This is a genomic window from Mesorhizobium sp. L48C026A00, assembly GCF_000502375.1.
GTDB classification, from domain to species: domain Bacteria; phylum Pseudomonadota; class Alphaproteobacteria; order Rhizobiales; family Rhizobiaceae; genus Mesorhizobium; species Mesorhizobium muleiense.
Genome location: NZ_AYWU01000005.1, coordinates 138,430 through 159,269 on the forward strand (window position 1 = coordinate 138,430; position 20,840 = coordinate 159,269).

The 20,840-nt window shown below is 62.7% G+C and carries 22 protein-coding genes and 1 pseudogene; 12 read left to right on the forward strand and 11 right to left on the reverse strand.

What is annotated here, in order from left to right; genetic code table 11:
• The first annotated feature begins 12 nt into the window (after window positions 1-12).
• Window positions 13-1,320 (forward strand): adenylosuccinate lyase, encoded by a 1,308-nt coding sequence (gene purB, locus X738_RS53015; protein WP_023798240.1) that lies wholly within the window; start codon window positions 13-15, stop codon window positions 1,318-1,320.
• Between the two features lie 176 nt (window positions 1,321-1,496).
• Here the strand turns inward: purB and X738_RS53020 are convergent, their stop codons facing one another.
• Complete coding sequence (locus X738_RS53020; protein ID WP_023798241.1) at window positions 1,497-2,309, reverse strand: VOC family protein; 813 nt, start codon at window positions 2,307-2,309, stop codon at window positions 1,497-1,499.
• A 305-nt stretch (window positions 2,310-2,614) separates the two neighbouring features.
• Between X738_RS53020 and X738_RS53025 the strand changes: the two genes are divergently transcribed.
• Window positions 2,615-3,163 (forward strand): RBBP9/YdeN family alpha/beta hydrolase, encoded by a 549-nt coding sequence (locus X738_RS53025; RefSeq protein WP_023798242.1) that lies wholly within the window; start codon window positions 2,615-2,617, stop codon window positions 3,161-3,163.
• Between the two features lie 117 nt (window positions 3,164-3,280).
• Here X738_RS53025 and X738_RS53030 read toward each other — a convergent pair whose 3' ends face one another.
• Together X738_RS53030 and X738_RS53035 are read right to left on the reverse strand one after the other, a co-directional pair.
• Window positions 3,281-4,054, reverse strand: a complete 774-nt coding sequence (locus tag X738_RS53030; RefSeq protein WP_023798243.1) for an HpcH/HpaI aldolase family protein — start codon at window positions 4,052-4,054, stop codon at window positions 3,281-3,283.
• A gap of 207 nt (window positions 4,055-4,261) precedes the next feature.
• On the reverse strand, window positions 4,262-4,582 hold the full coding sequence (locus X738_RS53035) for a DUF1476 domain-containing protein (RefSeq protein WP_023798244.1): 321 nt from the start codon (window positions 4,580-4,582) through the stop codon (window positions 4,262-4,264).
• A 277-nt stretch (window positions 4,583-4,859) separates the two neighbouring features.
• Here X738_RS53035 and purC point away from each other — a divergent pair, with 277 nt between their 5' ends.
• The 5 genes and pseudogenes from purC to X738_RS0141060 all read left to right on the forward strand — a co-directional run bounded on the left by purC (window position 4,860) and on the right by X738_RS0141060 (window position 7,415).
• A complete protein-coding gene (purC, locus tag X738_RS53040) occupies window positions 4,860-5,654 on the forward strand; it encodes a phosphoribosylaminoimidazolesuccinocarboxamide synthase (protein ID WP_023798245.1) in 795 nt (264 codons plus the stop codon).
• Between the two features lie 42 nt (window positions 5,655-5,696).
• A complete protein-coding gene (gene purS, locus X738_RS53045) occupies window positions 5,697-5,939 on the forward strand; it encodes a phosphoribosylformylglycinamidine synthase subunit PurS (protein ID WP_023798246.1) in 243 nt (80 codons plus the stop codon).
• 18 nt (window positions 5,940-5,957) lie between these two features.
• On the forward strand, window positions 5,958-6,212 hold the full coding sequence (locus tag X738_RS53050) for a hypothetical protein (RefSeq protein ID WP_023798247.1): 255 nt from the start codon (window positions 5,958-5,960) through the stop codon (window positions 6,210-6,212).
• Window positions 6,209-6,877 (forward strand): phosphoribosylformylglycinamidine synthase subunit PurQ, encoded by a 669-nt coding sequence (gene purQ, locus X738_RS53055; protein ID WP_023798248.1) that lies wholly within the window; start codon window positions 6,209-6,211, stop codon window positions 6,875-6,877. The genes X738_RS53050 and purQ overlap by 4 nt, the downstream gene beginning before the upstream one ends.
• Window positions 6,878-6,922: 45 nt before the next feature.
• Window positions 6,923-7,415: pseudogene (locus X738_RS0141060) on the forward strand (hypothetical protein).
• Window positions 7,416-7,560: 145 nt separating this feature from the next.
• On the opposite strand, the gene X738_RS53060 reads toward X738_RS0141060, so the two are convergent.
• Window positions 7,561-7,806, reverse strand: coding sequence for a DUF1127 domain-containing protein (locus tag X738_RS53060; protein ID WP_023798249.1), 246 nt, complete (start codon window positions 7,804-7,806; stop codon window positions 7,561-7,563).
• Between the two features lie 93 nt (window positions 7,807-7,899).
• Here X738_RS53060 and X738_RS53065 point away from each other — a divergent pair, with 93 nt between their 5' ends.
• The 5 genes from X738_RS53065 (at window position 7,900) to X738_RS53085 (ending at window position 13,877) form a co-directional block, all read left to right on the forward strand.
• A complete protein-coding gene (locus X738_RS53065; protein WP_023798250.1) occupies window positions 7,900-9,312 on the forward strand; it encodes an aminotransferase-like domain-containing protein in 1,413 nt (470 codons plus the stop codon).
• Between the two features lie 143 nt (window positions 9,313-9,455).
• Window positions 9,456-11,696: a phosphoribosylformylglycinamidine synthase subunit PurL gene (gene purL / locus X738_RS53070; RefSeq protein WP_023798251.1), complete on the forward strand. Its 2,241-nt coding sequence runs from the start codon at window positions 9,456-9,458 to the stop codon at window positions 11,694-11,696.
• 81 nt (window positions 11,697-11,777) lie between these two features.
• Window positions 11,778-12,011: a BolA/IbaG family iron-sulfur metabolism protein gene (locus tag X738_RS53075; protein WP_023798252.1), complete on the forward strand. Its 234-nt coding sequence runs from the start codon at window positions 11,778-11,780 to the stop codon at window positions 12,009-12,011.
• A gap of 175 nt (window positions 12,012-12,186) precedes the next feature.
• A complete protein-coding gene (gene grxD / locus X738_RS53080; protein WP_023798253.1) occupies window positions 12,187-12,522 on the forward strand; it encodes a Grx4 family monothiol glutaredoxin in 336 nt (111 codons plus the stop codon).
• 110 nt (window positions 12,523-12,632) lie between these two features.
• Window positions 12,633-13,877, forward strand: a complete 1,245-nt coding sequence (locus X738_RS53085; RefSeq protein ID WP_023798254.1) for a multidrug effflux MFS transporter — start codon at window positions 12,633-12,635, stop codon at window positions 13,875-13,877.
• A gap of 12 nt (window positions 13,878-13,889) precedes the next feature.
• Here the strand turns inward: X738_RS53085 and X738_RS53090 are convergent, their stop codons facing one another.
• From X738_RS53090 to X738_RS53120, 7 genes are all read right to left on the reverse strand, one after another.
• A complete protein-coding gene (locus tag X738_RS53090) occupies window positions 13,890-14,291 on the reverse strand; it encodes a hypothetical protein (protein WP_023798255.1) in 402 nt (133 codons plus the stop codon).
• 102 nt (window positions 14,292-14,393) lie between these two features.
• The gene (gene pldH / locus X738_RS53095) at window positions 14,394-15,140 is read right to left on the reverse strand and encodes a pyridoxal 4-dehydrogenase, SDR-type (RefSeq protein WP_023798256.1); all 747 of its coding nucleotides are present in this window, start codon (window positions 15,138-15,140) and stop codon (window positions 14,394-14,396) included.
• A gap of 31 nt (window positions 15,141-15,171) precedes the next feature.
• Window positions 15,172-16,350 carry a pyridoxamine--pyruvate transaminase gene (gene ppaT, locus X738_RS53100; RefSeq protein ID WP_023798257.1) on the reverse strand — a complete coding sequence of 393 codons (1,179 nt, stop codon included), beginning with the start codon at window positions 16,348-16,350 and terminating at the stop codon, window positions 15,172-15,174.
• A 26-nt stretch (window positions 16,351-16,376) separates the two neighbouring features.
• On the reverse strand, window positions 16,377-17,183 hold the full coding sequence (gene pldA, locus X738_RS53105; RefSeq protein WP_023798258.1) for a 4-pyridoxolactonase: 807 nt from the start codon (window positions 17,181-17,183) through the stop codon (window positions 16,377-16,379).
• Between the two features lie 48 nt (window positions 17,184-17,231).
• Complete coding sequence (locus tag X738_RS53110; protein WP_023798259.1) at window positions 17,232-18,167, reverse strand: putative B6 ABC transporter permease subunit 1; 936 nt, start codon at window positions 18,165-18,167, stop codon at window positions 17,232-17,234.
• A 4-nt stretch (window positions 18,168-18,171) separates the two neighbouring features.
• Window positions 18,172-19,269, reverse strand: coding sequence for a putative B6 ABC transporter permease subunit 2 (locus X738_RS53115; protein ID WP_023798260.1), 1,098 nt, complete (start codon window positions 19,267-19,269; stop codon window positions 18,172-18,174).
• A complete protein-coding gene (locus X738_RS53120; RefSeq protein WP_023798261.1) occupies window positions 19,266-20,834 on the reverse strand; it encodes a putative B6 ABC transporter ATP-binding protein in 1,569 nt (522 codons plus the stop codon). The genes X738_RS53115 and X738_RS53120 overlap by 4 nt, the downstream gene beginning before the upstream one ends.
• Window positions 20,835-20,840: the final 6 nt, after the last annotated feature.

Genomic DNA, 20,840 nt, shown 5'->3' on the forward strand with positions numbered 1-20,840 from the left:
CAGGACTGACCGATGATCCCTCGCTACTCCCGGCCGGAAATGGTGGCCATCTGGTCGCCCGAAAACCGGTTCCGCATCTGGTTCGAGATCGAGGCCCACGCTTGCGACGCGCTGGCCGAGCTCGGCGTGATCCCGAAGGAGGCCGCCAAAACCATCTGGGAAAAAGGCGGGGCCGCCAAGTTCGACGTCGATGCGATCGACGAGATCGAGCGCGTCACCAAGCACGACGTCATCGCCTTCCTCACCCACCTCAGCGAATTCGTCGGGCCGGACGCCCGCTTCATTCATCAGGGCATGACGTCCTCGGACGTTCTCGACACCTGCTTTGCCGTGCAGCTCACCCGCGCCGGCGACATCCTTCTGGCCGACATCGACGGCCTGCTTGCGGCGCTCAAGCGCCGCGCCTTCGAACACAAGGACACCGTCACCATCGGTCGCAGCCACGGCATCCATGCCGAGCCGACCACCTTCGGCGTCAAGCTGACGCAGGCCTATGCCGAATTCTCGCGCTGCCGCGAGCGGCTGGTGCACGCGCGCGAGGATATTGCGACATGCGCCATATCAGGTGCAGTCGGCACCTTCGCCAATATCGACCCCTATGTCGAAGAGCATGTGGCGAAGAAACTCGGATTGAAGCCGGAGCCGGTATCGACGCAGGTGATCCCGCGCGACCGCCATGCGATGTTCTTTGCGACGCTCGCTGTCATCGCCTCGTCGATCGAACGGCTGGCGACGGAAATCCGCCATCTGCAGCGCACCGAGGTGCGGGAGGCCGAAGAGTATTTTTCGCCCGGGCAAAAGGGCTCGTCAGCGATGCCGCACAAGCGTAACCCGGTGCTGACCGAAAACCTCACCGGGCTTGCGCGCATGGTGCGTTCGTTCGCGCTGCCGGCGATGGAGAACGTGGTGCTCTGGCACGAGCGCGACATTTCGCATTCGTCGGTCGAGCGCATGATCGGCCCGGATGCGACTGTGACGCTCGATTTCGCGCTATCGCGGCTGACCAGTGTCATCGACAGATTGCTCGTCTATCCCGACAACATGCTGAAGAACATGAACAAGTTCCGCGGCCTCGTGCATTCGCAGCGTGTGCTGCTGGCGCTGACCCAGGCCGGCGTCAGCCGTGAGGACGCCTACCGGCTGGTGCAGCGAAACGCCATGAAGGTATGGGAGCAAGGCGCTGATTTCCTTGAGGAACTTTTGGCCGACAAGGAGGTCACCGCAGCCTTGCCCGAGGCCGAAATTCGTGAAAAATTCGACCTTGGCTATCATACCAAGCATGTCGACACGATCTTCAAGCGGGTGTTCGGAGAAGCGTGAGGCCACGCGGTTTTGACCGGTCCCAGCCGGCGGTTCCAAGCTGGAGCACCCTCATCGGACCGCGGAGCCTGTCCTCGGGCTTGCCGAAGGCAAGACCCGTGGGCGGCCGCCTTCTCCCACAAACAAGGGAGAAGGTAAGACGGCATCGACCTCGCCGCACCGTCAGGTTCGAATAATCAAGCCTTGCCGGGAACGGTCCTGATCACCGTTCCCCACGGGTCCTTGCGCGTCGCTGCATCAGTCACATTGTCGGACCGCATTTCGACCCAGGCGAGGCCGGACCGGGAAGGATCGCGACGGCCGGCGCCGGCGCTCTGCCACGAATTGGCGCCTATGTGGTGGTGGTAGCCGCCTGACGACAGGAACACCGCCGCGCCACCATATTTCGCCATGGTATCGAAGCCGAATTCCTGGTGCCACCAGGCCTCGGCGTCTTCCGGCCGTCCGACGCGCAGATGGACATGGCCGATGATGCTGTTGTCCGGCATGCCCTGCCAGGCGGCATTGCCGGCGGGCACGTCGGCGACGACCGACGAAATATTCAGTCGTTCGGTCGCCATCGCTATCTTGTCACCATTCCACTTCCAGTCCTCATGGCGGCGGTCGGAATAGATCTCGATGCCGTTGCCTTCGGGATCGGTCAGGTAGAGCGCCTCGCTGACCAGATGGTCGGAAGCGCCGTCGATGCCGATATTGTTGGCGATGGCGTGGTTGATCCAGCGCCCGAGGTCGGCCCGGCTGGGCAGCAGGAAGGCAGTGTGAAACAGGCCGGCGCTGCGCGGATCGTCAGGCTTCGCCGCTGCATCCGCTTCGATGTCGAGCAAGGGACGATTGGCGGCGCCCAGCGTGATCGTGCCACCGGTGCGGCTCAGTTCCTGCAGCCCGATGACATCGCGATAGTAAGCGGCCAAGCTTTCGGCATCTCGCGCCCGCAGCCCGACGCGGGCAACGCTGACCGGGGTCGTGGCGGCAAAAGGCAATTCGCTCATCAAAGTCTCCGTTTGGCCGGCCTTCGACGAGATCCCCAAAACCAGGAGCCCGCGCCACCTACCATCGTACGTCGTGTCAGTTCCAAATCCTGGGTCTCATGTACACGGCTGTTTCTTTTCCCGATGACAGATCGTCGTTCTTGATCGTTCACACAAGACGTCAAGAAGCGAACATGGTGTTCACAATTATGAGCAATCGCAAAATGATCAGACCCAGTTGCGCATGATCTTGTTCAAAAACCGCTTCACACTTTTTGGGATCATGCGCGGTTGCACGAAACCGTGTCCCTCGCTACATGCGCGCCATGAAAGTCAGGGATGCAGACATTCTCATCGTGCCGGGCTACACCAATTCCGGTCCCGACCATTGGCAGAGCCGCTGGCAATCGAAATTGTCGACGGCGCGGCGCGTCGAGCAGGCGGAATGGTCGAAGCCAGTGCGCGAAGACTGGACGGCGAGCGTGGCGAAGGCGGTCAACGAGGCCGAGCGACCGGTCGTCATCGTCGCGCACTCACTCGGCGTCGCTGCCGTGATCCAGGCAATGCCGCAGTTCCAGCGTCCGGTCGCCGGAGCCTTCTTCGTGGCGCCGCCCGACGTCGCCAACCCAGAGATAAAACCCAGGCACCTGATGACCTTCGGACCTTATCCGCGCGAGCCGCTGGCATTTCCCTCGGTGGTGATCGCCAGCCGCAACGACCCGTTCTGCACCTTCGAGGTCGCCGAGGACATTGCCGGCGCCTGGGGCTCGCTGTTCATCGACGCCGGCGAGGCCGGACATCTCAACGCCGATGCCGGCTTCGGCCCGTGGCCGGAAGGCTCGATGACTTTTGCGAAATTCCTGACCGACCTTTAGTGCATGTCGCCCAAAAGCATGCCCTCGGGCCTGACCCGAGGGTGCGAAGCGGTTTTGGGACGACATGCATAAAACAAAGACTTTAAGCGCGTTACATTCCCTTCAATGCGACGCGCTTTAGGCGCTGATCGAGTCCCTCACGCTCTTCAGCAGGGTTTTTGCCCCCAGGCCGATCAACGCGTGCTCGGACCCCATCGCGAGCAGCCGGTAGCCCATCGACACCACGCGGCCGGCGATGGCCGGCTCGATGACGTAGATCGCGGCATGCTTGCCGGCCTTGCGCGTCCGCTCGGCGATCGAGGCGACTGTTTCCATCATGCTTTCGAGCGTCGAGTTGACGGCGGCGCCGTTCGACCAGGCAATCGAAAAATCCGATGGCCCGAGGAAGATGCCGTCGATACCCGGCGTGTCGAGGATGCCGTCGAGTGCATCGAGCGCGGCGCGCGTTTCGACCATGGCGAAGGCCATGGTGCGCGCGTTGCTGTCGCGCAGCCAGTCGGCATAGTCGCCCTTGCCATGACGCGGAAAGGCATAAGTCGGGCCCCAGGAGCGCTCGCCGAGCGGCGGATACTTCATGGCGGCAGCGAACAGCCTGGCATCCGCCACCGAATTCACCATCGGCGCAATCACCGCCTCGGCGCCGAAATCGAGCGCGCGGCTGGCCATGTCGAAGCGGCCAACCGGAATGCGCACCAGCGCCGGTTTGTTGGCGGCCAGCACCGGCCCAAGGCCGCGCAGCACGCTGTCCTCATGATGTCCGCCATGCTGCATGTCGAGCGTGACGGCATCGAACCCCTGTCTGGCAAGAATCTCGACCGTCAGGGCATCAGGCACGCCAGACCATGCGGTGCACAAGGTTTCATCGGCCGCAAGGCGTGACTTGAGGGACATGGGCGCCTTCCTTATTCGACCTCGCATCGGCCCAAAATCGGCAAGCCCGATGCGAGGAGTCAAAGTTGAGCGTACCTCGTACTTTCCGAATGGATGCACGTCGCTCTAATGCAGTTCAGCCGGAAACAGCTGCAAAGACAAAGAAAAACCGCCCGGAGGGGCGAGGCGGTCGATTGGTCCAGCGTGTCGATTGGCTCAGAGCAAGGGTCAGGTGTTCTTGATCTGCTCGATTGCCTGCGCCATCAGATCGTCCATGGTGCGGCGAATCTGATGATCCGACTGGGCGACTCCAGCTTCGTCGAAATCCTTGCGGATCTTGCGGAAAACGTCGTGGTCGCCGGCTTCCTCGATATCGGCGAGGATGACCTGGCTGGCATAGGCTTCGGCGTCGGCCCCGGCCTTGCCGAGCTTTTCGGCGGCCCACAGGCCGAGCGCCTTGTTGCGGCGCGCCGCAGCCTTGAACCGGAGTTCCTCGTCGATTACGAACTTGCGCTCGAAGCCCTCCTCGCGATCTTTCATGCTGCTCATGGCATCCCTCCGGTCAAATCCGATTTGGTTGGCAGTCGAAATATGTGTACTGCCCAGCACAAACCAAAAGGCCGCGGGCCGGTCAATATGCTACATCACTTGCTGCGCTGCGGCATTTCATTCCGGAAAGCGGTGATTGAAAGGATTTGCCGATTGAGCAAACACTGCGATTGGGATAGACACCGGCATTGAACCCCTACCGTTGCCGCACTAATTTAGGCGTACGGACAGGAACTGGTCGCTTGCCGCCTGCCCGGAAATCCAGAGAAAAGATCAGATGAAAAATCGCCGCCGCATTTATGAAGGCAAGGCCAAGATCCTCTATGAGGGCCCTGAGCCGGGAACACTGATCCAGTTCTTCAAGGACGACGCGACCGCTTTCAACAAGAAGAAGCACGAAATCGTCGATGGCAAGGGCGTGCTCAACAACCGCATTTCCGAGCACATCTTCAACCATCTCAACCGGATGGGCATTCCGACCCATTTCATCCGCCGGCTCAACATGCGCGAGCAGCTGATCAAGGAAGTCGAGATCATCCCGCTCGAGGTGGTCGTGCGCAATGTCGCCGCCGGCTCGCTGGCCAAGCGTCTCGGCATCGAGGAAGGCACCGTGCTGCCGCGCTCGATCATCGAATTCTATTACAAGGCCGATGCGCTCGACGACCCAATGGTGTCTGAAGAGCACATCACTGCTTTCGGCTGGGCAAGCCCGCAGGAGATCGACGACGTCATGGCGCTGGCCATCCGCGTCAACGACTTCCTCTCCGGCTTGTTCATGGGAGTCGGCATCCAGCTTGTCGACTTCAAGATCGAATGCGGCCGGCTGTTCGAAGGCGACATGATGCGCATCGTCGTTGCCGACGAGATCTCGCCGGACTCGTGCCGTCTGTGGGACGTGGCGACCCAGGACAAGCTCGACAAGGATCGTTTCCGCCGCGACATGGGCGGTCTGGTCGAAGCCTATCAGGAAGTCGCCCGCCGCCTCGGCATCATGAACGAGAACGAGCCGCCGCGTCCCGCCGGGCCGGTGCTCGTCGCCTCGACCGATGGCCTCAAAGGCAAGCCGCACTGAGATTTCTTGCCGCTCAACACGTCGAACAGGAGCATGTCCAGCGTGATCAAGGCCCGCATTACCGTCACTCTCAAGAACGGCGTGCTCGACCCGCAAGGCAAGGCGATCGAACACGCATTGTCCGGGATGGGCTTTGACGGCGTCGGCCAGGTGCGGCAGGGCAAGGTTTTCGACGTCGAGCTTGCCGAGAGCGACAAGGCCAAGGCCGAGGCCGATCTCAAAGCCATGTGCGACAAGCTTCTGGCGAATACGGTGATTGAGAACTATAGTGTGGCCATTACCTGAGGTTGTGCCGGAGGGTATATGACTGAAGCCACGAACGAGTTGATGTACGAGCTCCTGAAGCGTGTGCACCACGAAGTTGCTGAACTTCGACCAGATGTTTCCGAAGTGAAGCGGGAGTTGAACGCAATTCGGGGTCACATGGTCGCAACGCAAAGCGACATCCATAACATCTACGGCATTCTTGGCCGTCAAGACGATCGTCTCGAACGTATAGAGCGCCGTCTCGAATTGCGTGGACTTGCCGAAGCCCAGGGGCCTTACGAACCGAAATGAAATCAGCCGTCGTTCTTCTGCCGGGCCTCAACCGTGACCGCGACATGATCGCGGCGCTGACCAAGATTTCGGGAACGCCGCCGGTCACGGTCTGGCAGACCGATACCGAAATCCCCGACGTCGACCTGATCGCCATTCCCGGTGGCTTCTCCTTCGGCGATTATCTGCGCTGCGGCGCCATTGCGGCGCGCATGCCGGTGATGCGGGCGGTCGCCGAAAAGGCGGCCAAGGGCGTGATGGTCATTGGCGTCTGCAACGGCTTCCAGATCCTGGTCGAGGCCGGCCTTTTGCCAGGCGCCTTGATGCGCAACACGTCGCTGAAATTCGTCTGCCGACAGGTCAAGCTGCAGATCGCCAACGCCAACACAATGTTCACCCGCCGCTACCAGCCGGGCCAGATCATCCGCTCGCCGGTGGCGCATCATGACGGCAATTACTTTGCCGACGCCGAGACGCTGCGCAGGCTCGAAGGCGAAGGCCAGGTCGTGTTCCGCTATGCCGAAGGCACCAATCCCAACGGCTCGATCAACGACATTGCCGGCATCATCAACGGCCAGGGCAATGTGCTCGGCCTGATGCCGCATCCCGAGAACCTGATCGAAGCGGCGCATGGCGGCAGCGACGGCCGGGCGCTGTTCGAAAGTGCGCTTGGCATCGCCGCTTGATATCTTCAGCGTTCATCTTTTTTCCGAATTCGAAATAGGCGCCGCATGAGCCCGAGACAGACGATCGCCCGCCTCGCTCTTGTCGCCGCCGCCTGCCTTGTGCTCGCCTCCTGCCAGTCGAAGCCGAAGAACGCGCCGGCGCCTTCGGGCAAGAGTGCGGCGCTGCTTGCCATGGAACAGGTGGCGATCGCCGCCCACAAATGCTGGATCGCCAGCAAGGATCCCGCTTTCAAGCCCTATCAGATGGCCAACGAGTTGAATTCGTTCACCGGCACGCCGCGCTTCCTGCTGGTTCCGGTCAGGCATTATGGCGGAAAGCCGTTGCTGGTCGTGCAGGCACAGGGCAATTCACGCCGGGTTGACGTGTACGGTCCGCTGATGGCCGAACCGCTCGGCGCACGCATCGGCTCNGGCACAGGGCAATTCACGCCGGGTTGACGTGTACGGTCCGCTGATGGCCGAACCGCTCGGCGCACGCATCGGCTCGGACATCGCCCGCTGGCAGGCTGGCAATCAGGCCTGCGGTGCGGCTGCATAGGGCAGTGAGCCCGCTGCCTGCAGGTCGCCGGTCTGGTCATCGGCCTGGCCGCACTTGTCCTGCAAATCTTCATCACCGTTCCAGCGTCGATGGCATCCGGCCGCAGTTTTGTCGGCTCGCTGGTCTTCTATTTCAGCGCGTATTCTCAGTCCCAGAACGGCCTCAGACCCTCACGATGGGCGTCGGCACGCGAGATGCCGATATCCCTAAGCTGATCGTCGGTCATTTCCAGCAAGACCAGCCGACTGCGCCGGCGATCCAGCAAGCGGCCGATCCGGTTTGCGAGTGAGTTGACCATTCGCACCAGGCGACGGACATAGCCTTGCCGGCCTGACGGGCCGGCTCCGGGCAATCCAGCTCTCATGTAACGGATTGTATCGATTGCAGCCATTTTCTTGCTACCAAAATTCGAGATTGTACCTATTTGTTGCGCGGTCACATATGTATTGACTCTCAAAACGGTGCAATATAGAAAATTGTCACCATGACAAATTGGCTTCCCGACCTTTCCGCCGGCTCCGGGCCGCTCTATCAGCGGCTTGCAGATTCCATCGAAACGGACATCGACCGTGGCTTGATCGCCGCCGGGGCAAAATTGCCGCCGCAGCGCGATCTGGCATACGACATCGGCACGACCGTCGGCACGGTCGGCAGGGCCTACCAATTGTTGCGCGAGCGGGGCCTGGTGAGCGGCGAAGTCGGACGCGGAACCTATGTGCTTGGCCGGCATGACACCAAGACCGATCTGCTGGCGCCCGACCCGCAGGTGGAAGGCACGCGCTATATCGATGCGCCTCGCGGCAAACTGCGCTTCGACAGCACGGCTGCGCCTGATACCGGCCAGGGCGCCATTGTCGCCGATGTGCTTTCGCGCACGGCGCAGGAGCATCCGTACGAGATTTCAAGCTATACGCGGGATTTTCCCAACCGCTGGGTCGAGGCCGGCTGCAGCTGGCTGTCGCGAAATTCGTTTCGCCCAAGCCCCGATTGCATCGTTCCGACGCTCGGCACCCATGCCGCGGTTATGGCGGCGATTGCCGCGCTGACCACGCCCGGCGACTATATCGTCTTCGAGCACCTCACCTATTCGCAGATTTCTCGCAGCGCCGGCCTGATCGGCCGCCGCACCGCGCTGGTGACGTCGGACGCGGAAGGGCTCGATCCAGAGGATTTCGAGCGCGTCTGCGCGCAAAAACACCCGAAAATGATGTTCCTGATGCCGACGGCACAGAACCCCACACTGGTGACGCTGTCGGCGACGCGCCGCGAGGCCATCGCGCGCGTCGCGCGCGAATACAATGTCATCCTGATCGAGGACGATCTCTATGGCGATCTGACCGACGACCCGACGCCGCTCCTGGCCGAATATGCCCCCGAACGGACCATCGTTGCCGGCGGCCTGTCGAAATCGGTTGCGGCCGGCGTTCGGGGCGGCTGGCTCGCTTGTCCGCCGGCCTATCGCCACCGGATCCGGGTCGCTCACAAGATGCTGACGGGTGGCCTCCCCTTCCTGCTGGCGGAAGTGTGTAGCCGACTGGTTCTGTCCGGCCAGGCCAGCGAGATGCGCAAGCGCAGCATCGTCGAGATCAACGCGCGCGTGGCGATCGTGCGCGAGACACTAGCCGGGTTCGACTTCAACGCACTAGACAATGTGCCCTTCGTCTGGCTCACCCTGCCTGATCCATGGCTTTCCGGCACCTTCAAGAACGCCTGTCTCGAACATGGCGTGCTCATCGACGATGAGGACGAGTTCAAGGCCGGGCGTTCCGAGCAGGTTTTTCACGGCGTGCGGTTTGGCGTTTCACAGCCGGAGCGACGAGAGGACATCGCGGGCGGCGTCGGCGTGATCCGGCGGCTGCTGGACGAGGGCCGCGCCGGCTACGACAGTTTCTCCTGAACCGGCTTGAAACCGGCGGGCAGAGTGGCGATCTTTCGCTACTTGCTGCACCCTTTCCATCGTTTTTCGTCGCTTGATGGGTGTATCGGCTGCAAAGCTTGCGATAAGACGGGACTCGATCCCAAGGACATAAATTGCCGCCCATGACCATTTCCAATTCCGTGCCGATCACTCCGGAACTCATTGCCGCGCACGGGCTGAAGCCCGACGAATATCAGCGCATCCTCGACCTGGTCGGGCGCGAGCCGAGCTTTACCGAGCTCGGCATCTTTTCGGCGATGTGGAACGAGCACTGCTCGTATAAATCCTCAAAAAAGTGGCTGCGCACGCTGCCCACCACCGGGCCGCAGGTCATCCAGGGCCCGGGCGAGAATGCCGGCGTGGTCGATATCGGCGACGGCGACTGCGTCGTCTTCAAGATGGAGAGCCACAACCACCCCTCCTTCATCGAGCCCTATCAGGGTGCGGCGACCGGCGTCGGCGGCATCCTGCGCGATGTCTTCACCATGGGCGCCCGGCCGATCGCGGCAATGAACGCGCTGCGCTTCGGCGCGCCGAACCATCCCAAGACCAGGCACCTGGTTGCCGGCGTCGTTGCCGGCGTCGGCGGCTACGGCAATTCCTTCGGCGTGCCGACGGTCGGCGGCGAAGTCAATTTCGACGCGCGCTACAATGGCAACATCCTGGTCAACGCCTTTGCGGCGGGGCTGGCCAAGACCGATGCGATCTTCCTGTCGGAAGCCAAGGGCGTCGGCCTGCCGGTCGTCTATCTCGGCGCCAAGACCGGCCGCGACGGTGTCGGCGGCGCCACCATGGCCTCGGCCGAATTCGACGACAGGATCGACGAGAAGCGGCCCACCGTTCAGGTCGGCGACCCGTTCACCGAAAAATGCCTGCTCGAAGCCTGCCTCGAACTGATGGCGTCCGGCGCCGTCATCGCCATCCAGGACATGGGTGCTGCCGGCCTCACCTGCTCGGCGGTCGAGATGGGCGCCAAGGGCGACCTCGGCATCGAGCTCGACCTCGACAAGGTGCCGGTGCGCGAGGAGCGCATGAGCGCCTATGAGATGATGCTGTCGGAGAGCCAGGAGCGCATGCTGATGGTGCTGCGCCCCGAAAAGGAAAAGCAAGCCGAGGCGATCTTCCACAAATGGGGCCTCGACTTCGCCATCGTCGGCAAGACAACCGACGATCTGCGCTTTCGCGTGCTGCACCAGGGCGACGAAGTCGCCAATCTGCCGATCAAGGACCTTGGCGACCAGGCGCCGGAATATGACCGTCCCTGGACCGAGCCGAAGAAGCCGGCGCCGCTGGCGGCCGGCGATGCACCGCAAGCGGATGTCGCCGAGGCGCTGCTGAAACTGCTTGGCGGGCCCGACCTGTCCTCGCGTCGCTGGGTATGGGAACAATACGACACGCTGATCCAGGGCAATTCGCTGCAGCTTCCGGGTGGCGATGCCGGCGTGGTGCGCGTCGAGGGCCATCCGACCAAGGCGCTCGCCTTCTCCTCCGACGTGACGCCGCGCTATTGCGAGGCCGACCCTTACGAGGGCGGCAAGCAGGCGGTGGCCGAATGCTGGCGCAATCTTACCGCCACCGGCGCCCTGCCGCTCGCGGCCACCGACAACCTCAATTTCGGCAACCCGGAACGACCCGAGATCATGGGCCAGTTGGTCGGCGCCGTGAAAGGCATCGGCGACGCCTGTCGCGCGCTCGGCTTTCCGATCGTCTCCGGCAATGTCTCGCTCTACAACGAAACCAACGGGCAAGGCATCTTGCCGACGCCGACCATCGGCGGCGTCGGACTGATCGCCGACTGGTCCCAGATGGCGCGGATCGGCTTTGCCGCCGAGGGCCAGATGATCCTGCTGGTCGGCGCGCCGTCGATGTGGGGAACGCATCTCGCCCAGTCGGCCTATATGCGCGACCTCCATGGCCGCACCGATGGCCCGCCGCCGCCGGTCGACCTCGACCACGAAAAGCGCGTCGGCGACCATGTACGCACTCTGATCGCCTCCGGCGTCGTCACATCAGCGCATGACGTTTCCGATGGCGGCATTGCCGTCGCGCTGGCCGAAATGGCGATGGCGTCCGGCATCGGCGCAACCGTCCCCGGCCTGGTCGGGACCGATTCGATCCCGGTCTGGTTCGGCGAGGATCAGGGCCGCTACCTCTTGACGCTGTCGATCGATCCGCAAAGCAAGGAATGGGACGCCATTCGCGAACAGCAGAGCAAGCTCGGCATCTTCGCACCGTGGATCGGCTCGACCGGCGGCCGTGAGTTGAAACTTGGCGAGGCGCGGGCGATCGCTGTCGGCGAATTGACCGCTGCCCACGAATCCTGGTTTCCTCGCTTCATGGCAAATGAGGTCGTGGACCCCTGATTTGATCGAGTGGGCCCGTTTTCGGTGTGGTTCATCCGCCGTTTCGATCATATCTATGAGATCTGAACAAGGAATTCTCGCATGGCAATGGACGCGCACGACATCGAACGGCTGATCAAGGAAGGCATTCCGGACGCCAAGGTGACGATTCGCGACCTGGCCGGCGACGGCGACCATTATGCGGCCGAAGTGGTGGCCGAAAGCTTTCGCGGAAAAAGCCGCGTCCAGCAGCATCAGATGGTCTACGACGCGCTGAAGGGCAATATGGGCGGCGTGCTGCACGCGCTCGCACTGCAGACCAGCGTGCCGGAGTAAGCTTTTTTGGGGGTTTGCTGGCTTGGGAAAATAGCCGTCCGACGCTCTTGGCTCAGGCCATCCTTTGCGCCATTTGCGTGACGAGGGCGGCAAACGTCTTGTTTCAGGCAACCTATGGGTTTATTTGAAAGGGAATGTTTCGAGCCCGGCTCCCGCGGGCATGAAAGGATTTTCTATGAGCGGTATCAACGACTACATCGACAGCGAAGTGAAGGCTAACGACGTCGTTCTCTTCATGAAGGGCACGCCCGGTTTCCCGCAATGCGGATTTTCCGGTCAGGTCGTGCAGATCCTCGACTATATCGGGGCCGACTACAAGGGCGTCGACGTGCTGACCTCGGCCGAGCTGCGGCAAGGTATCAAGGAATACTCCAACTGGCCGACGATCCCTCAGCTCTACGTCAAGGGTGAGTTCGTCGGCGGTTGCGACATCGTCCGCGAGATGTTCCAGGCAGGCGAACTGCAGACGTTCCTCGTCGAAAAGGGCGTGAGCGTCAAAGGCGCCGCCTGACGGACATTTAGGGCACTTCGCCAAGCTGATTATCTCCCCGGTATCGGGGCACAAGACGAATGAATGCGCCGGTGCGCCGGCGCTTTTTCGTTTGAAGATCGGACTTTGCCGTGGATCAGCATGCAGAAGCGCAGCAACAGGCAAGCACCTTGCCTATTCCGCGCTGGGAATTCATCGCACTGTGCGCGGCATTGATGGCGCTCAACTCGCTGGCCATCGACATCATGCTGCCGGCGCTGCAGCAGATCGGCGCCTCGCTGGGCGTGGAAAATGAAAACCACCGCCAATATGTGATTGCCGCCTATATTCTCGGCTTTGGCGGCGGACAGCTCTTCTTCGGGCCGATCTCGGACCGCTTCGGACGCCGCGCTCCGCTCGTCGTCGGACTGGTTATCTACGTCGCAGCGGCGAGTGCGGCGGCGGTCGCCCCGACATTCGCTACGCTTATCCTGTGCCGGGTGGTGCAAGGCATCGGCGCCGCGGCCACACGCGTCATCGCCGTCTCGATCGTGCGCGACACGTTCGATGGCCGGCGCATGGCTGAGGTGATGTCGCTGATCTTCATGGTGTTCATGGCCATTCCGGTGGTGGCGCCAGGCATCGGCCAGTTCATCATGCTGTTTGCCTCCTGGCACTGGATCTTCATCACAATGGCGGCAGGCGCACTGGTCGTCTCAGCCTGGTCGCTGCTGCGGCTGCCGGAAACGCTGCATCCCGAATATCGCCGGCCGCTGACGGCATCATCCGTCCTTGGCGGTTTCCGCATCGTGCTGACCAATCGCATCGCGCTATGCTATGCCTTCGCCAGCACTTTTGCCTTCGGTGCGATGTTCGGCTTCATCAACTCGGCGCAGCAGATCTATGTCGACGTCTTCGGCGTCGGCGAGATGTTCCCGGTGATTTTCGCAGGGATCGCCGGCGTGCTCTCCTTTTCGAGCTATCTGAATTCGCGCCTTGTCGGCCGCATCGGCATGCGCCGCCTGTCGCAAAGCGCGCTGCTCTTGTTTCTGGCCATCAGCCTCGCCTGGCTGGTCGTTTCCATCCAGATGAAGATGCCGCTCTGGCTTTTCATCACCTTCTTTGCCTGCACGATGGTCCCGTTCGGCGCACTCGGCGCGAATTTCAACGCGCTCGCCATGGAGCCGCTCGGCCAGTTGGCCGGGACAGCGTCGTCCATTCTGGGCTTCATGCAGACCTTCCTCGGCGGCGTGCTCGGCACGCTGATCGGCCAAGCCTTCAACGGCACGGTGACGCCCTTGGCCGCCGGATTCTGCAGCGTTTCGCTTGGCGCATTGGTGATGGTGCTGATCGCCGAGCGCGGCAAATTCTTCCAGCCGCAGAACCCGCCGGTTTAGGCCGAACGCGTTTCAGGATTCATCCCCGCTCGCTGCGGTGAAGCGAGGGAACAGCAAACGCCCTGCGATCGCCCCACCCATCCTGTCCGAAACCGGCAGTGGCAGAGCCTTGTCGAGGGCCTCGAGGACGGAAGCGACGAAAGCCCGGTTGAGGCTGCCATCATCCCCCAGACGGGAGTAGGTGGCGCGAGGCTTGCCGATAAGTGTGCCGTTTCGGCGAATTGAGAACTGCAGCGTCAGGGTCATGCCCGCGGTTCCGGGCGGCGGCTCCCAACAGGCGACGATCGCGGAGAACATCTCGTTTATGGTGTCGACGGGTTCGGGACTGCGACAGCCGCGCTCCTGCGATGTTGCCGCGTTAGGCCCGGCAACCAGGGCAAGGGTAAGGGCGACAATTGCGGACCGAGGTTTCATCTCGGGTCTCCGGTTTCGCGCGGATAAATGTAATCGAAATTTTCGACTAAAGCTTCCATCGAGTATCAGCGCTGCGGATGGATCCTTTCAGACGTCGGCGCTTTAGTGGCGCACCATGCCGGCGTCGACATTCAGCGTCTGGCCGGTGATCCAGCGTGCGTCATCCGAGGCCAGGAACGACACCACATCGGCGATATGTTCCGGCTGCCCTTTGCCTTTCATAGCCTGCAGCATCTCGACGAAGCCGAACGCCTCGTTGTGCGGGCTCGCCTTGACCCCATCGCTCTCGATCAGGCCCGGCGTCACCGCGTTGGCGGTGATGTTGTATTTGCCGAGTTCTGTGGCGAGCGCCCTGGTGAAGCCAATGACGCCGCCCTTGGCCGCGACATAGGCCGCCATGTTCGGCGTGCCGGCAAAGAAGCTGTTGGAGGCGATGCTGATCACCCGGCCGGCCTTGCCGGCGGCACGCATCTGGTCCGTTGCCGCGCGGCTGACGATGAAGGTTCCGGTCAGATTGACGTCGATGATCTTGCGCCAATGGTCGAGGTCGACATCGTCCCAGGCGACGAAGGGCACGATGCTGGCGTTGTTGACCAGGATATCGATGCCACCGGTCAGTGCCTGGATCTCGGCGAAGAGCGCCTTGACGGATGCCGGATCGGAAATGTCGGCGGCGATCGCCTTCGCTTTTGCGCCGATCGCCGCCGCCGCCGCTTCGGCGCCTTCCGCATTGATGTCGCTGACGATGACGGTCGCGCCATCGGCGGCCAAGCGCGCGGCGATCGCCTTGCCGATGCCTTGTGCGGCCCCGGTAACCAGGGCGGTCTTTCCCGCAAGCCGTTCAGTCATTTCCGTGCTCCATGTGATCTGTGACTTCATCTCAGGCGTCGGCGTCGATAACGGCGAGCGCCGCGTCGATGCCTTTGCCGACCGCGAGCTTTTCGCCCAAAGCACTCATCGCGCCGCCAAGTGCCGTCAGCGCGGCGATCGCATAGATCGGCTGGGCGGTCGGGCCCATATGGCCGATGCGCGTCAACTTGCCCAATGTCTCGCCCCGGCCCGACGAGAACACCACGCCGTAACGGGCGCGCGCAGCCTGGCGAAGCGCCTCCTCGTCGATGCCTTCGGGCGTCCGGACGGCAGTCGTGGTCGGCGATGCGATGATGTCGCTGGCCGCCCAGATCGACAGACCCAGCGCGGCGACGCCGGCGTGCATGGCCTTGGCGGTGAGCGCGTGGCGCGCCCACACCGCCGCCGGTCCCTCATTGAGGTAGAGGTCGAGCGCGACGTCGAGCCCGTTCATCTCCGCGACGGACGGCGTGAACGGAAACGGCTTGTCCTTCGACCACGCATGCTCCCAATCGACGATGCTGAGCATCGACGCGCGCGGCGCCAGTGGATTGGCCTTCATTTTCGCCCAGGCCCGCTCGCTGACGCCCATCATCGTCAGCCCGGGAGGCGCGCCGAGGCATTTGTTCGGGCCGGTGACATAAATGTCGGCCTTGCAGTCCTCCGGATGCGTTTTCATGCCGCCGAAGGACGAAACGGCGTCGACGATCAGATAGGCGCCATGCGCCGAAACCAGCGCACCGATGGCATCGATCGGGTTGATGGTGCCCGACGGCGTGTCGTGATGGCAGACGGAAACGATGCTGATTTCCGGATGCGCTTCCAGCATTGCCGCAACCGCCTGCGGGTCGATCGCCTCGTTATAGGGCACCTCGATTTCGAGCAGATGCGGCGAATAGCGCTTTGCCCAATAGCCAAAACCCTTGCCGTAGACTCCCGAGGCAAGGTTGAGCACGACGTCGTCGGGCGTGATCAGGGAGGCTGCCGCGGCCTCCAGGCCAAGCACCGGCTCGCCATGCAGAATGACCGGCTTGTTGGACAGCCGCATCGCCTTCTGCGCCTTGTCGACCACAGCCTCGTAAAAGAGCTGGAACGCCGGGTCGTGATCGTAGAGCACGGTGCGGCCGAGGCCGCGCAGCACATCGGGATAGGCGTTCACCGGCCCGGCGGTGAGCGTGATGACCGGTTCGGCGTGTTCGAGATAGCGCATGGTCTTTGTCTCTTCGTTGGCGGCGGTCAGCCGTAGAATTGCGTGCCGGTCCGATAGGTCTTGAAGTTTTCCATGTCGTGCGAATACATCAGCTCGGCCCCATAATCCTCGGCGAGCTTCTTCACCTTGCGCATCGAGTTGACACCCGCCACCGGGTCGATGTGGAAGGCCGCCTGGCACAGCGTTTCAAGGCTCTTCTGCGTGTAGGCCGCATCGATGGTGAACATGATCGGCTTGCGCTTGGGAAATTCGACCAGCAAGCTGTAATGGCCGATAGAATGGCCGGGCGTCGAGATCAATTTGACCCCCCTGGCAAGCTCGACATCGCCGTCGATGCCCTCGAAGGTCGAGTTGGCCCGCGTCGTGCCCTCCAGCAATTGCGCCGTCGCGCCACGCGCTTCGGCAGCATCCGCCGAAAAGCTCAGATCCGAATAGCCAAGGTGCTCGAAAGGCTGAGGATTGCAGGCCTGCGGCACCTCGGTGCGATGACAGATCTTCTTGGCATGCGGAAAATACTTGTTGCCGCCGCAATGATCGAAGTGGAAATGCGAGTTGACGACGACGTCGATATCCTTCGGCTCGAGGCCGAGCAGGGCCAGGGCGCCGGGAATGGTCTGTTGCTTTTCCTGGATCGGCTTTTCGAAAGGCAGCACCTTCATGACGTGGTCGTAGTCGTAGCCGGTGTCGATGAGAAACCGGCCCTCGGCATGCTCGATCAGGATCGAATAGACGGGAAAGCGCACTTCGCCGCCGGGGCCGCGATTCCAGAACACGTGATAGCCGTCGAGAACGAGCGAGCCACCATCGAGCAGGTAGACCTTGGTATCCGACATTTTGTTCTCTCCTCTGTTGGCGCGGGTCCCGTCCGCGCCTGAACCGGATCAGCGCACGCCGCGCTCGTATGGAATGCCGAGCGCTGCCGGCAGGCTGGCCCGCCGGCCGAACAGAACCAGCATGATCATCACCGCCAGGAACGGCAGCATCTGGATGACGTCGGTTGGTATGTTGATGCCGGCCACCTGCATGGCTGTCGTCAGCGACAGGCACACGCCGAACAACAAGGCACCGAACAGCACCCAGACCGGGCGACCACGCGCCAGCATGGCCAGCACAATGCCGAGAAAGCCCGCGCCATTGGTGATGAAGGGAATGAACAGGCCGGCGCCGACATTGGCGAGAAAGGCGCCGCCAAGCCCTGCCAGCGCTCCAGTCGTCAGCACGGCGATGGTGCGGGTTCGTGCGACGTCGATGCCGGCGACGTCAAGCGCGGCCGGCTTGTCGCCCGCCGCTTGCAGGTTCAGGCCGAGCTGCGTGCGCCGATAGATGTAGCCCATGGCGAAAACCAGTGCGACCGCCAGGTAGACGATCAGATGCTGCCTGAACAACGCCGGCCCGATCACCGGAATGCCCGACAGCAACGGAATGACGGTCACATCCACCGCTGGCAGGCGGGGATAGCTGCGCGAAAACTGGAAATGGTGGAGCAGCGCCGTCAGGCCTTCAAGTCCCAATGTCAGCGCTATGCCGATGACGATCTGGTTCAAGCCGATGCGCACGCAAAGCAGCGCCATGACCAGCGCCACTGCGATACCGCCGCCGGCGCCGGTGAGAAAGCCCAGCCACAGCGATCCGGAATAGAAGGCGCCGACGAAGCCGAGATAGGCGCCGGCCAGCATCATGCCTTCGATGCCGATGTTGAGCACGCCGGCCCTTTCGGACATCTGTTCGCCGAGGCCAGCCAGCAGCAGCGGGATCGCCGCGGTGACCGCGCCAAACAAAAGCGCGCTGAGAAAGACTTCGCTGAACAGCCCGGTCATAACTTCAGGCCCTCCGCGACTGATTGTAGCGGTGATCGATGTATTCGGCGAGCGCGAGCACGATCAGCACGATGGAGACCAGCACCAGCGTGAAATGATTGGGCACGCCGAGGCGGCGGGCCGCGCTCTCGCCGCCGATCGACAGCACCGAAAGCAGGAACACGAAACCGATGGCGGCAAAGCCGTTCATGCGGGCGAGGAACACGACGGGAATGACCGCCAGCCCATGAGCGGGGTTCCAGTCGGCGCGGACGTTACCCTGGACGCCGAGGATATCGACAGCGCCGGCAAGTCCGGCCAGCCCGGCCGAAATGGCGAAGACGGCAATGGTGAGCTTCGGCACGCCGAGCCCCGCATGGATGGCCGCGCGTGGGTTGGCCCCGACGATCCTCAGCTTCAGGCCGAAGGCCGTGCGCGTCATCACCAGATGTACGGTGATGATCGCCGCCAGTCCCAGAAGCAGGCCGCTGGTGATGGTCGTGTCGAACAGGCGCGGCAGCCGGTCCTCGACCGGCAAGGTGCGGGTCTGCGGCACGGTTGTGCCCGGATCGCGAAACATCAGCTTGACCAGCACATTGGCAAGCGAGGTGCCCAGGAACGTCATCATCAGCGTGGTGATGATCTCGTTGACGCCCTGATAGGCCCGCAAAAGGGCCGGCACCAGCGACCAGAGCATCGCAACCGCCATGGCGATGACAAACGAGAAAATCAGCGCCAGCCAGGCAGGCATGACTTCCACGAAGAGCGGCGCGCTGGCGGCGGCCGTTACCGCGCCGAGCAGGAACTGGCCATCGCCGCCGAGATTCCACATGCCGGCGCGAAAGGCCACGATCAGGCCGGCGGCAAGAAACAGCAGCGGCGCCATGCGCGTCAGCGTCTGCTGGATGCCGAGCGGCGACAAAAGCCCTCTCTCGAGCACAAAGCCATAATAGGCAAGCGGGTCGACGCCGACGGCAAGCAGGATGCAGCCGGCGATGATAAGCGCGGCCAGTATAGGGCCGATGGTCATCAGCAGCCGATGCTGGATATCGCGGCGCGTGACCACAGCAGCCGTGGCATCGAGTGCGGTTGCGCCGGCGGCTGGGACGGTGTCGATGCTCATGCGGCAAGTCCGATCATCAAGCGACCGATCTTGGAGCGGGCATCGCCGACATTCTCGACCGTGCCGACCAGCGAGCCGTTCGAGATGACGGCGATGCGGTCGCACATGCTGAGCAACTCCTCCAGGTCGGTGGAGATGAGCAGCACGGCAAGGCCGCGTGCCGCCGTATCGCGGATTCGCTGGCGCGAAGCCAATGTATTGGCGAGATCGAGCCCATAGGTCGGCTTGTTGAAGATCACCACTTTTGCGCCTTCGGCGAGTTCGCGCGCCAGCAGCACCTTCTGGATATTGCCGCCGGAGAGCCGGGCGACCGGCGTTTTCAGGCTGGGCGTGCGCACGTCGTATTCGCGGACGAGCTGAGCGGCGCGCTTGTCGATTTCAGCGCGCTGCTCGACGCCGTTACGCCAGAAGGGAGCGGCGCCCACCTGCTTGAGGAAGAAGTTGATCGAGACCGGAAAAGTCCCGACCGTGCCCTCGCCGAGCCGGTCGTCGGTCAGGTAGCGAAGGCCTCGCTCACGGCGTTCTCCGACGCTCAGCGCCTCGATGGGCGCGCCCTGCAGCCGCACCGAACCGCTCACCGTCGCCCGCTGGCCGGCCAGCGCTTCCGCCAGTTGCTTCTGGCCATTGCCGTCGATACCAGCGATGCCCAGCAGCTCGCCTGGACGGATGTCGAACGAAATCGATAACAGGCCCGGCGCGTCGTCTGTCGATGCGACCGCGAGTTCATGGACCTGAAGCAGCGGAGCCGCTCCGGCGTGAATGGTGCGAACCGGACGCTCGGACGCTTCCGGGTCGTCCTTCTGCTTGCCGAACATCAATTCGACGATCTCCGAAACGATCGCCTGCTCGCCTAGCGCGCGAAACCGCTCGGGAGGAATTTCGCCGACCTTGCGGCCGAGTTTCAGCACCGAGATTCGATCGCCAAAAGCCGCCGCCTCCTTGAGCTTATGGGTGATGAAGACGATCGCCAGCCCCTGCTCGACAAGGCGGCGCATCAGCGCGCCCAGCTCATCGATGCCCTTCGGCGTCAGCATCGAGGTCGACTCGTCGAGGATCAGAAGCCGGCTGTTGCGCACCATCGCGCGCAGGATCTCGACCTGCTGCTGTTCGCCGAGCGAGAGTTCCGACACCTTGGCATGCAGCTTGACCGTGATACCGAGCGCCCTGGTGATTTCGGCGACGCGCACTTCCAGCTCCTCGGTCTTGGGCCGCTGCCACCACGGGCCGCCGAGCAACAGGTTTTGCGCGACCGTCAGCGTCGGCACCAGCATCACGTGCTGGAATACGGTTCCGATGCCGAGCGCCAGCGCATGGCGCGGCGAGGTGATCGCGATAGGCTCGCCGTCGACTAGTATGCGGCCCTCGTCCGGCTGCTGCAGGCCGGACAGCATGCCGATCAAGGTGGATTTTCCGGCGCCGTTTTCACCGAGCAGCACATGTACTTCACCCGGACGGATCGCCAGATCGACGCTGTCGTTGGCGACGACGCCGGGAAACCGTTTGGTCACGCCTTCAAGCGCGACGATGTCGTGCTTGTCGACCGACAATGAGGAAGCACTGCTCATGAAGCC